This window comes from Kribbella jiaozuonensis (assembly GCF_005233875.1).
Lineage (GTDB): Bacteria > Actinomycetota > Actinomycetes > Propionibacteriales > Kribbellaceae > Kribbella > Kribbella jiaozuonensis.
Window position 1 is genome coordinate 2,048,936 of the sequence record NZ_SZPZ01000001.1, and the last position, 11,312, is coordinate 2,060,247.

Genomic DNA, 11,312 nt, shown 5'->3' on the forward strand with positions numbered 1-11,312 from the left:
GCCGCGGTCCGGCCTCTCACCCCCCAGTCGGAGCCGACCGACAGACCTTGACACGCCCCTGATATCTCGTGCCGGTCAGGCGCGGCGGATGGTGATGTTGCCGCCGTGGGTGCGGGCTCGGACGTTGATGGTGCGGTCGGTCGGCTCGTCGGCGTCGAGTTCGTTGAAGACGCGGCCGATCGAGGTGTGGGCGTCCAGCTGGGCGGCGACGCCGGCCGGTACGCCGATCGCGAGCGAGCCGGTAGCCGTGTACAAATCGGCCGCTCCGGTGCCCAGCTGGCCGACCCGGATGTCGCCGCTCGCCGTACGGGCGTTGACCGCTGCCCGCGCCATGTCGACGCTGATGTTGCCGGTGGCCGACTTGGCGCGCAGGTCGCCCGCAACCGTGCTGACCTGGATGTCGCCGTTCGCGGTCTTCAGCTGGCAGGCGCCGACCTCGCCGTCGACGACGTAGTTGCCCTTGGCGGTGTAGCCCTGGACGTCGGACCCGGTCGGGAGCTCGATCAGGACGGTCACCTCGCCGTACTTCTTGGAGAACAGCGTCCGCAGCTTCGGGTGCCTGACCTGCAGTTTCCCGTCGGTGAACTCGATCACGACCTGCTCGGCGGCCTGTACGTCGAGGTCCCAGGCCGGGTCGACCGGGCGGACCTCGACGACGGTGTCGGTCCGGTCACCGGCGTGGACGGTGACGTTGCCGAAGATGATGTCGACGTCGGCGGAGATCGGTGCGGGAGTGGCGAAGATCGGCATGGTGTCTGTCCTTAACGAGTCGGTGTTGACGACAACTCTCGTGAGGACCGCTGACACCGCGCCGCCATGAGCGGGAGACACCGGGCCTGACACGGTGTAGGCGGCGTGTCAGGTGCGTGTCAGGGCGGCTGCCGAAGGTAATCCCATGACAACTTCGGCGATCGCGGTCTCAGGACTGCGCAAGACCTTCGGCGACAAGACCGTGCTCGACGGCATCGACTTCGAGATCCCCGCGGGCACCGTCTTCTCGCTGCTCGGCCCCAACGGGGCCGGCAAGACGACCACGGTCAACGTGCTGACCACGTTGATCAAGGCTGACAGCGGCACGGTCCGGGTGGCCGGGCACGACGTCGCCACCGAGGCCAAGGCGGTCCGTTCGGCGATCGGCGTCACCGGCCAGTTCGCGGCCGTGGACGAGCTGCTGACCGGCCGGGAGAACCTCCAGCTGATGGTCGACCTCACCCGCGGATCGACGAAGGTCGACAAGCGGATCGTCGACAGTCTGCTGGAGCGCTTCGACCTGGTGGAGTCGGCCGACAAGTCCGCGGCGACGTACTCCGGCGGCATGCGCCGCAAGCTCGACCTGGCCATGACGCTGGTCGGCAGCCCGCGGATCATCTTCCTCGACGAGCCGACGACGGGCCTCGACCCGCGCAGCCGGCGGACGATGTGGACGATCATCCGCGAACTGCTGGCCGACGGCGTGACGATCTTCCTCACCACGCAGTACCTGGACGAGGCCGACGAGCTGGCCGACCGGATCGCCGTACTCAACCAGGGCAAGTTGGTTGCCGAGGGCACCCCCGAGGAGCTCAAGCGGCAGATCCCCGGCACGCATGTGCGGTTCCGGTTCGCCACCATCGACGACCTCGACGTCGCCGCCGGAATCCTGCCGGAATCGACCCGCGACGACGACGCACTGACCCTGCGGGTCCCGAGCGACGGCGGCACCAAGTCGGTCCGCGCGCTGCTCGATCGCCTCGACGAGCACTCGCTCGACGCCGAGGAATTCTCCGTCCACACCCCTGATCTCGATGACGTTTTCCTGGCCCTGACCGGCCACGACACCGCGGAGGTAGTCGCGAAATGAAGAACCCCTCAGTGGTGATGCTGCGCCGCAACTTCAAGCACATCGCCCGCAACCCGACCTCGGTTTTCAACGCAGTACTGATGCCGGTCGTGGTCATGCTGATGTTCGTCTACATGCTCGGCGACGCCTTCAGCGTCGGTGTTCCGTACGTCGATTACGCGACGCCCGGCATGCTCCTGCTGGCCGTCTGCTACGGACTGGGATCAGTGGCCACGTCGGTGAACTCGGACATGACCAAGGGCATCATCAACCGGTTCAAGGTGATGGACGTACCGCGTGGCGCGGTGCTGACCGGTCACGTGATCGCCAGCCTGATGACCAACCTGGTCGCGATCGCGGCGATCATCGGCGTGGCCTTCGCGCTCGGGTTCAACCCGTCGGCGAGCTTCGTCCAGTGGCTCGGCGTGATCGGCATCGTCGTACTGCTCGGTCTCGCGACCGGCTGGTTGACCGTCGCGCTCGGTCTGTTCGCGAAGACTCCTGAGACCGCGGGGCTGGCCTCGGTTCCGCTGATCATGCTGCCGTTCTTCAGCAGCGCGATCGTGCCGGCCGACAAGATGGGCCCGGGCGTGAAGCAGTTCGCGCAGTACCAGCCGTTCACGCCGATCATCGAGTCCCTGCGCGGGCTGCTGAACGGCTCGGCGGCGACCGGCGACCTGCTCGCCGCGCTCGCCTGGCTGGTCGGGATCGCGGTCGTCGGCTACATCTGGGCGACCTCGACGTTCAAGAAGCGAGCGTGACCCGGACCAGCTCGGACCAGTCCGCCTGCCGTCCCTCTTCAGTCGCCTCGGTGAACCTCGTGTCACCGAGGCGACTGCGCGTTTCCTGCTCGATCCGGGTCAGGTCGGGGTTCGACAGATCCGGCAGACCACCGACGACGGCGCTCGCCGCGAGGAGCCGGGCAGCCTGCTCGTCCTGACCGGTGCGCAACGCCAGATCGGCGATCCCGACGAGTACCTGCGCGATGCTGGGGATGTGGCCGGTCTCGGTCGCCGCCTGGACCGCGGCGGTGCGGTGCTCCCAGGACTCGTCGAGATCCTCGGCCAGGTATCCGAGCACGTCGTGCCGGATCGTCCGCAGACTGGCGCGCTCGGCCTCGTGCCCCAGCATCGTCGTCGCCACGGCTAGTTGCCGTCTCGCCTCATCGGCATCTCCGCTCCAGCGCGCGAGCTCCGCCTTCGACAGCGCCAGCTCGACCAGCGCCTCCGGCCAGGCGACCCGTTCGGCCGCCCGTTGTGCCTCGGCCATCGCGGTCGCGCTCGACTCCAGATCACCTGCCAGCCAATAGAGCTGCGCCTGCCGCGACCGCGTCCGTACGACGTCCTCCGTGGCGCCGACCTCGGTGGCGACCGCGATCGCCTGTTCGCAGTACTCGCACGCGGCCGCGAAATTGCCGCGGACAGCGACCCGGTCGGCCAGCTCGGTCAGCGCGAACGACATACCCCACCGCTCGCCGATCGCGCGGAACTCGGCCAGCCCGGCCTCGAGCAGGGCGTCCGCTTCAGGGTCGCCGTCGCCGAGCATGATCCGCATCTTGCCGGTCTGCAGGCGAGCCAGCGCCCGTACCCACGGATCGTCGTCGGCAAGCAGCGATTCGAACGCCGAGACGAACGCGCTCGGTCCATCCAGCAGTCGTTCCAGGGCGGTCGACAGCTTCACGGCCGGGTGCGGGTTCCGGACCCGGCGGCTGACGTCGGCAGCCTTGCGGATCCATTCCTCTGCGTTGTACTGGTCGCGTCCTCGCCCTGATGTCAGCAGGTTCGTGACGAAGGCGTAGACCACGGCCAGGATCTCGTCGTCCACTTCACCTGGTACGCCGGGGGCCGCCATCAGGTACTCGTTGCCCTCGACCTTGTGACCGGCGAACCACCAGTACCAGCCGGCCGCCGCGCCCAGCCGCATCGCTCCGTCGGCCTCCTGAGCCGCGAGCGCGCCCCGCATCGCCGCGGCGATGTTGTCGTGCTCCGGTTCGAGAGTGGCCAGCCATTCGAGCTGTTCGGCGCGGCGCAGATGCGGGTCCGCGGTCTCGGCGAGCTCGGTGAAGTACGCGAGGTGGGTACGCCGGGTCAGATCCGACTCACCCGCTTCGTCGAGACGCTGCTGGGCGTACTCCTTGATCGTGCCGAGCATCCGGTACCGCGGAGCGCCCTCGTTCTTCGTGACCACGAGCGACTTCTCGGTCAACGCGGTCAGCAGGTCGAGCACCTCCCACGACTCGACCTCGCCGCCGGCGCAGACCTGCTCGGCCGCCTCCAGGCTGGCGCCGCCGGCGAAGACCGAGAGTCTGCGCAGTACCGATCGCTCGGCGTCGGACAGCAGCTCCCAGCTCCAGTCGATCACCGCGCGCAGCGTGCGGTGGCGGGGGAGCGCCGTACGGCTGCCGCCGGTCAGCAAGCGGAAGCGGTCGTCGAGGCGGTTGGCGAGCTGTTCCAACGACATCGTGCGCAGGCGGGCCGCGGCGAGCTCGATGGCGAGCGGCATACCGTCCAATGCCCTGCAAATACGGGCCATCGTCGCCAGGGTCTGCGCGTCCGCTGTGAGATCTGCACGTACTGCACCGGCGCGGTCCTGCAGCAGGCGAACCGCCGGCGAGGTGTCGATCTCGCTGCCGTCAGCGGGGACGGCGAGCGGTGCAACCGGCCAGAGGGCCTCGCCGGTGATGCCGAGCGGCTCGCGGCTCGTCGCGAGGATCCGCAGCCGCGGGCATTCGCCAAGCACTCGGTGAGCGAACGCGGCCGCCGACTCGATCACGTGCTCGCAGTTGTCCAGGATCAGCAGCATCGCCCGCTCGCGGACGGCGGCGATGACACGGTCCGTCGGGTCCGCCTCCGGTACGTCGCCCAGCAGTGCGTCCCGGAGCGCGAGCGCGGACAGGGTCGCTTGGGCTACGTCGCCATCGGGGCCGATGGCCGCGAGTTCGACCATCCAGGCTCCGTCGGGAAGGTCGCCGAGCAGGGTACGCGCGGTCTCGGCGGACAGCCTGGTCTTCCCCGAGCCGCCTGGTCCGATCAGCGTGGTGAGGCGGTGCTCGGCGATGAGGTCGCGGACGGCGGCGACATCGGCGTCCTTACCGACGTACGTCGTGAGCTCTTCGCGGAGGTTGGTGTTGCGCTTCTCGTCTCGTCGTACCAGCTCGCCGCGGAGGAGGGCGACGTGGAGGGCGGACAGCTCCGGTGACGGGTCGACGCCGAGCTCGTCGGCGAGGGTCTCTCTGGTGCGCTCGTACACGCGGAGCGCTTCGGTGTCGCGACCGGAGGCGACGAGGGCTCGCATCAAGGCGGCGACCAGGCGTTCGCGGACCGGGTTCGCGGCGACGAGATCGGTCAGCTCGGTGACCATTTCGGCGCCGTGGCCGAGCGTGATCTCAGCGTCGTACCGATCCTCCATCGCGGTCAGGCGCAGCCCGTCGAGCCGGGTCACTGCCGCGTCGAACGCGCCGCTCTCGGTGAGACCGACATCCTGCATCGCGGGACCACGCCACAGCTCGAGCGCCTCACGCAGCAGCCGGACCCCCTGCGGATCCTGATCGGTCCGAGCCCGCGCGACGAGCCGCTCGAACCGCACGGCGTCGACCGCGTCCGGATCCACCTGCAGCCGATAGCCGTCCGTGTGCCCCTCAACCGAACCTTCCGGAAGCACCTTCCGCAGCCGGGAAACCAACCGCTGCAAAGCATTCGCCGCGTCGGCCGGCGGCTGCTCCCCCCAGATCCAGTCAACCAGCGTCGCCTTCTGCACCACCCGCCCCGGGTCAAGGGCCAGCGCAATCAACAACCCCCGCAACCGCGCCCCCGGCACGTCGGCGACGCCACCATCGCCCGTACGCACCTCAAACGGCCCCAACAACCCAATCTGCACCTGCGAGATTGTGCCACGCGCCGTCGGCCGGCAACTTCCCCGCTAGCGGACGGCCTTCTTGACCAGGGCGATGAGCTTCTTCTCGATGGCCGGTGTCAGCTTCATGACGGCGTACGACGTGGGCCAGAGGTCGCCGTCGTCGATCTTGGCCTCGTCGCTGAAGCCGAAGGTGGCGTAGCGGGCCTTGAACTTGGCGGCGTCCTGGAAGAAGCAGACGTTCTTCCCGCCGAGCGTCCAGCCGGGCATGCCGTACCAGAGCTTCGGCGACAGCTCCGGCACCTCGGCCGCGATCAGGTCGTGCAGCCGCTGAGCCATCTCCCGGTCACCGTCGGCCATGCCCGCAATCTTCGCCAGCTGCGCCTCGGTCGGGTCTTCCTTGCCCTTGAGCTCCTTGGCCCGCTCCTTCATGGCGTCGCGCTCGGCCTCGCTGAAGCCCTCGTACGACTTGGTCTTGGCGGTGGTCTTCTTCGTTGCGGCCATCGGAGTGTCCTCTCGGGTCGGTCTGAACACTCCAAACACTAGAAGCCGCCGTACGCCGGGCGCTTCTTGAAAACTGATCGATCAGGTCAAGGCGGTCAGACCCGGGTGGCGCTGGGCAAGGTACGCGCTGCGTACGATCGTCTCCTTGTAGCGGGCGGCGGCGCGCCCGGTGAGGACGGTCTTGCGCGGCGAGTCGTCCGCGTGGACGAACTGGATCAGCGCGTCGTTGCGCCCGAGGCTGATGCACTGGTTGATGTAGCGGAACCGCAGCGGCTTGGGCTCCTGCCCCTCCAGACGAGCCTTGAGCGAGCGTACGGCGTGGGCCGCCGCCGGCAGACCGGTCGCGCAGGCCATCCGCAGCTCCTGACCGCTGGTACGGCGTACCGCTGCCGCATCCCCGACCGCGTACACGTCCGGGTGGGAGGTGGAACGCAGCGTCGCGTCGACCTGCATCCGTCCGTGTTCGTCGACCGCGAACCCAGCCTCGGCGGCCAGCGGCGACACCTCGAAGCCGGTCGTCCACACCACGACGTCGGCCGCCACGCGATCCCCGTCGTCCAGCTTCAGCCCGTCGGTGTCCACGGCGGCGACGCGGACGTTCTCGACGAGCTCGATGCCGAGCCGGTCGAACGCGCGGTGCAGGTGCTTGCGCCCGCGCTCCGAGAGGGCCGAGCCGAGTCGACCGCTGGTGACGAGCCGTACGACGCGATCCGGGTACGTCTCGGCGAGCTCGGTCGCGGCCTCGATCCCGGTCAGTCCGCCGCCGACGACAGCGATCGTGCCGCTGGTCCGCAGGCGGTCGCGGAGCTGGCCCGCCTGGTCCACATCGGCCACGGTGTACGCGTATTCGCTTGCCCCAGGCACCGAGTTCAGGTCGGCGCGGCTGCCGAGCGCGTAGATCAGCACGTCGTACCGCAGCTCGCGATCACTCAGTACGACGCTCCGGTTCGCGGCATCGATCCGCTGCACGCGACCGGCCACGAACTCGACCCCGGTCCCCTCGAGCAGGTCCTTGATCGGCCGCTCCGGCAGCTGCTGCCCCGACGCGAGCTGGTGCATCCGAACCCGCTCGACGAAGGTCTCCCGAGCGTTGACGAGCGTGACGGCCGAGCCCGTCCGACGGGCCGCCAGCTTGGCCGCGACGAGACCGGAGTACCCGGCTCCCAGTACGACGATGTGCATGTCCGCACTCCTTTCGACGAACACCAGACACCGCCCACCACCCCGCATGTGACGTGACGCCCACCACACTCATACGGTTGATCTCATGCTGGACTTCCCCGCGGAGCTGACCACCGAGCGACTGCACCTGCGGCGCTGGCGGCCGTCCGATGCCGCGGACCATCGCGGGCTGTGGGCCGAGCGAGACCACCGTGCGGTGCACCGGATCGACGCCGACGGGCGGCCGACGCTCGAGGAGATGCGCGGATGGTTGGTCGAGAATCCACTCGGCGCGGCGCCCGGGCTCGGGTTGCTGGCGATCGAGCTGCGGGCGACGGGGGAGTTCATCGGGTACTGCGGACTCACCGTCGGGAATGCGACGTTCGAGGAGCCTGAGATCGCGTACGAGTTGGCGGCGCGGGCTCGCGGGCACGGGTACGCGACCGAGGCGGCGCGGGCCGTGGTCGAGGCGGCTCGGCGTACTGGCCGGCGGCGGTTGTGGGCGGGCGTGCGGGAGTGGAACGCGGCGTCGTTCCGCGTGCTCGAGAAGGTCGGTTTCGAGCGCAGCGGCCGGGTCGACGGGGATCCGGAACGGGGTGCGTCGGTCTGGATGACCCGTTCCCTGGATCAGCCGTTGGCGTAGAGGCAGAAGGGATGGCCGGCTGGGTCGAGGAGGACTCGGACGTCGTCCTGGGGTTGGAACTCGGCGAGGGTGGCGCCCAGCTCGACGGCGTGCTTGACCGCGACATCGAGATCGCCGACCTCGATATCCAGGTGCATCATCATCTGCTGCTCGCCCTCGGTGGCCGGCCAGACCGGGCGGGCCCAGGGGGCGGAGGTCTGCGACTGGAACGCGAGGTACGTCTCGGAGTTGCCGGGGACCGCGAGTGCGAACTCGTCGGGCTCGTCCTTGTGGATCTCCCAGCCGAGCACCGCGTGATAGAACATGCCGAGCGCCTGCGGATCCGGCGCGTCGATCACCGTCCCGAACCAGTGGCCCTTGTCCGAACGCCCTCGCAGCATCGCAGTACCTTCCTCCGTCGTGGTCTGCCTGACACTAGACCCGTGAACCGACAGAACGATCTCGCCGCCGAGGGGGAGCCGGAGAAGGAGTTCAACCCCGGCATCGCCGCCCGCCTGCCGCGCAAGACAGCAGCCGGCGGCGCACTCATCCGCGACCGCTCCGGCCGCATCCTCTTCCTCGAGCCGACCTACAAACCCACCCTCGACATCCCCGGCGGCATCGTCGAGTACGACGAATCGCCGTACGAGGCCTGCAGCCGCGAGGTCAAAGAAGAAATCGGCCTGGACCTCGAAATCGGCCCCCTCCTCGTCGTCGACTGGGTCCCCGCCCTAGGCCCCTGGTCCGACGCCCTCGCCTTCATCTTCGACGGCGGCATCCTCGACAACACCCCCCTCACCCTCGACCCCTCCGAGGCAAGAGCCCACCACTACCTAACCCTCGAAGCCGCCACCCCCCACCTCCGCCCCTCCATGACCCGCCGCCTAACCCTCGCCCAACAAGCCCTCACCACAGGCATCCCCACCTACTCCGACTTCGGCCGCGTCGTCAGCTGATGGCGTTGGCGAGCAAGGCGGCGTAGTCACCGGTGTCCGCGGCGCGCAGAGCGTCAAGGTAGTAGCGGCGAGCTTCACTGGCAGGTACTCCGGAACGTCTGCCCCAGGTGAGATGGTCTGCTCCTAGCCCGAGGGAGTCTGCGAGCGCACCGGCGGCGAGGCGTGCGTGCCGGCCGTTGCCGTTCACGAACGGATGAACGAAGACGAGCCGATGGTGGAACCGAACGCAGATCTCCGAGGAGCCGAACGTCTCCTGCTCGATCCAGAACGCCGCGTCGCCCAGCAGCACCTGCAGCTCTTCCTGGATTCGCGACGGCAGTACCCCGATCGTGGTGTCGCGCTGCCGCAGTTTGCCTGCCCAGGTCCACACCTCGCCGAACATCCGGCGATGCAGCTCCCGGAGGAAGGACTGGTGCAGCAGGTCACCGGGCTCGAGCACCTGGTCGCCGAGCCAGAGGAGTCCATCGGCGATGTTCGACGCCTCGGCGTCGTTCAACTCGTCCCGGGATCGAATCCAGGCGTAGTCGTCGTTCAGGTACTGCGCATCATCGGCATCAACCGGTGTCTGGCCGTCTTGTGATCCGCCGAGTCCCGTCACGCGGCGGAGCGAGCGACTCGATGCGCGACGATCTTGCGGAGTATCTTCTGGAAGCCGTCATCGGTGAGCGGCTGCGCCTCGAGGGCCATTGTCCAGGCGATCTTCTGTGCCTGCGAGATATCCGCCTGGGTGGGCTGCTCGTCCTTCGCCAGCAGGCTGAAATCCAGCACCTGCAACACGCTCAGGACCTTGTCCGCCTCCAGCCGGCGGGCGCCGTGCTCGAGCCGGCCGAGCCACTCACGGGAGACCCCGGCCTGCGCTGCCAGCTTGGCCTGCGACAGCCCGAGTCGCCGGCGCTCGGCACGAACGGCTGCACCGAGGTCATCCATCTGTCCGATCGCCATGGTGAGAGCCCTTCGATGTGACGGTACTGTCACAGCGTATCCCATCACGTCCATCTACAGCTCCGTCCAGAAAAATAGTAGCCATGTACTTAGTAGCCATGTACTGTATCTGTCATGAGTGAAGCGACTCCGGGGCATCTCGTGTGGCGGTTGTCTATGAAGTGGCGGGTGGCGGTGGATCGGGCGTTGGCTCATCGGGGGTTGACGCATGCGCAGTACGTGATGCTCGCGTCGTTGTACGGGCTGGAGCGGGACGGGCGGGTCCCTAGTCAGCGGGAGTTGGCTGATCACACGGGGCTGGAGGCGTTGTACGTCTCGAAGTTGGCTCGGAGTCTTGACGCCGACGGGCTGATGCAGCGGACCCGGGATGCCGTTGACACGCGCACGATGCGGCTCGAGCTGACCGCCAAGGGGCGCGAGGCCATCGAGCCCGCCATCGCGGAAGTTGCCGCTCTGCTGGACAAACTGCTGGCGCCGCTCGGTGGCCGCCGCGGCGCGCGGACGAAGGGCTTCGTGCGCGATCTCACCGAACTACTCGACACTCCACTGTGAGGAACGGTCATGCCTGATATCGAACTGCTCGACTCGACCATCCACTACGAAGACACCGGCAGCGGTACGCCGATCGTCTTCCTGCACGGCAATCCCGCCTCGTCGTACGTCTGGCGCAACATCACCCCGCTCGTCGGCGAAGGCCGCCGCCTCGCGCCCGACCTGATCGGGATGGGCCGCTCCGGGAAGCCCGAGCTGGACTACAAGTTCGCCGACCACGCCCGCTACCTCGACGCCTGGTTCGACGCGCTCGAGCTCGACGACGTGATCCTGGTCGGCCACGACTGGGGTGGTGCGCTCGCGTTCGACTGGGCCGCGCGTCATCCAGAGCGGGCGAAGGGCATCGCGTTCTTCGAGAGCATCGTGAAGCCGATGGCGTGGGAGGACCTCTCGCCGCAGGCCGCGGAACGCTCCCGCCTGATCCGTACGACGGGCCCCGGCGAGGACCTCGTCCTCGAGAAGAACCTCTTCGTCCGCCAGGCCTTCACCGGCGGCGTGCTCACCCCCGTCCCGGACGAGGACCTGCAGACCTACCTCGCGCCGTACCCGACCCCCGAGTCCCGCAAGCCGATCCTCGCCTGGGCCCGTCAGATCCCGCTCGGCGGCGATCCGGCCGAGCTGGTCGCAAGGATCGACGCGTACGACGCGTGGCTGGCGGCGAGCGCCGACGTACCGAAGCTGCTGCTCACCTTCGAAGGCTCGCCGACGCTGCTGATCAACGAGGACTACAAGAACTGGTGCGAGGCCAACATCGCCGCGCTCGACGTCGTGCATGTCGGCGAGGCCGGCCATCACGCCGCCGAGGATCGCCCGAAGGAGATCGGCACCGAGATCTCGACCTGGATCGACAAGCGGAGTCTGCGCTAACCGGAGAGCATCTCTCCGCTTCGTGCTACGCTGATAA

At 68.4% G+C, this 11,312-nt stretch carries 13 protein-coding genes; 6 read left to right on the top strand and 7 right to left on the bottom strand.

Annotation, left to right across the window (positions count from 1 at the left end):
- Nucleotides 1-75: 75 nt before the first annotated feature.
- Entirely contained in the window at nt 76-750 is a 675-nt protein-coding gene (locus tag FDA38_RS09895; RefSeq protein ID WP_137253710.1) for a DUF4097 family beta strand repeat-containing protein, read from the bottom strand.
- Nucleotides 751-895: 145 nt separating this feature from the next.
- Between FDA38_RS09895 and FDA38_RS09900 the strand changes: the two genes are divergently transcribed.
- Nucleotides 896-1,840: an ATP-binding cassette domain-containing protein gene (locus tag FDA38_RS09900; protein ID WP_137253711.1), complete on the top strand. Its 945-nt coding sequence runs from the start codon at nt 896-898 to the stop codon at nt 1,838-1,840.
- Nucleotides 1,837-2,580, top strand: a complete 744-nt coding sequence (locus FDA38_RS09905; protein ID WP_137253712.1) for an ABC transporter permease — start codon at nt 1,837-1,839, stop codon at nt 2,578-2,580. The genes FDA38_RS09900 and FDA38_RS09905 overlap by 4 nt, the downstream gene beginning before the upstream one ends.
- Here the strand turns inward: FDA38_RS09905 and FDA38_RS09910 are convergent.
- The 3 genes from FDA38_RS09910 to FDA38_RS09920 form a co-directional block, all read right to left on the bottom strand.
- On the bottom strand, nt 2,564-5,695 hold the full coding sequence (locus tag FDA38_RS09910; protein ID WP_137253713.1) for a BTAD domain-containing putative transcriptional regulator: 3,132 nt from the start codon (nt 5,693-5,695) through the stop codon (nt 2,564-2,566). The two genes, FDA38_RS09905 and FDA38_RS09910, sit on opposite strands and share 17 nt — an antisense overlap.
- A 42-nt stretch (nt 5,696-5,737) precedes the next feature.
- On the bottom strand, nt 5,738-6,175 hold the full coding sequence (locus FDA38_RS09915; protein ID WP_137253714.1) for an iron chaperone: 438 nt from the start codon (nt 6,173-6,175) through the stop codon (nt 5,738-5,740).
- A gap of 81 nt (nt 6,176-6,256) precedes the next feature.
- Entirely contained in the window at nt 6,257-7,357 is a 1,101-nt protein-coding gene (locus FDA38_RS09920; protein ID WP_137253715.1) for an NAD(P)/FAD-dependent oxidoreductase, read from the bottom strand.
- Nucleotides 7,358-7,442: 85 nt separating this feature from the next.
- Between FDA38_RS09920 and FDA38_RS09925 the strand changes: the two genes are divergently transcribed.
- Nucleotides 7,443-7,979, top strand: coding sequence for a GNAT family N-acetyltransferase (locus tag FDA38_RS09925; RefSeq protein WP_137253716.1), 537 nt, complete (start codon nt 7,443-7,445; stop codon nt 7,977-7,979).
- Here the strand turns inward: FDA38_RS09925 and FDA38_RS09930 are convergent.
- Nucleotides 7,964-8,359 (bottom strand): VOC family protein, encoded by a 396-nt coding sequence (locus tag FDA38_RS09930; RefSeq protein ID WP_137253717.1) that lies wholly within the window; start codon nt 8,357-8,359, stop codon nt 7,964-7,966. The genes FDA38_RS09925 and FDA38_RS09930 overlap by 16 nt on opposite strands.
- A 42-nt stretch (nt 8,360-8,401) precedes the next feature.
- Here FDA38_RS09930 and FDA38_RS09935 point away from each other — a divergent pair, with 42 nt between their 5' ends.
- Nucleotides 8,402-8,914: an NUDIX domain-containing protein gene (locus FDA38_RS09935; protein ID WP_137253718.1), complete on the top strand. Its 513-nt coding sequence runs from the start codon at nt 8,402-8,404 to the stop codon at nt 8,912-8,914.
- On the opposite strand, the gene FDA38_RS09940 is transcribed toward FDA38_RS09935, so the two are convergent.
- Both FDA38_RS09940 and FDA38_RS09945 read right to left on the bottom strand, forming a co-directional pair.
- Nucleotides 8,907-9,512, bottom strand: a complete 606-nt coding sequence (locus tag FDA38_RS09940) for a mobile mystery protein B (protein WP_137253719.1) — start codon at nt 9,510-9,512, stop codon at nt 8,907-8,909. The two genes, FDA38_RS09935 and FDA38_RS09940, sit on opposite strands and share 8 nt — an antisense overlap.
- Nucleotides 9,509-9,856: a helix-turn-helix domain-containing protein gene (locus FDA38_RS09945; RefSeq protein ID WP_170989652.1), complete on the bottom strand. Its 348-nt coding sequence runs from the start codon at nt 9,854-9,856 to the stop codon at nt 9,509-9,511. Before FDA38_RS09945 ends, FDA38_RS09940 begins: the two co-directional genes overlap by 4 nt.
- Nucleotides 9,857-9,970: 114 nt before the next feature.
- Between FDA38_RS09945 and FDA38_RS09950 the strand changes: the two genes are divergently transcribed.
- Entirely contained in the window at nt 9,971-10,408 is a 438-nt protein-coding gene (locus tag FDA38_RS09950) for a MarR family winged helix-turn-helix transcriptional regulator (RefSeq protein ID WP_137253721.1), read from the top strand.
- Nucleotides 10,409-10,417: 9 nt separating this feature from the next.
- Nucleotides 10,418-11,275 (top strand): haloalkane dehalogenase, encoded by an 858-nt coding sequence (locus FDA38_RS09955; RefSeq protein WP_137253722.1) that lies wholly within the window; start codon nt 10,418-10,420, stop codon nt 11,273-11,275.
- Nucleotides 11,276-11,312: the final 37 nt, after the last annotated feature.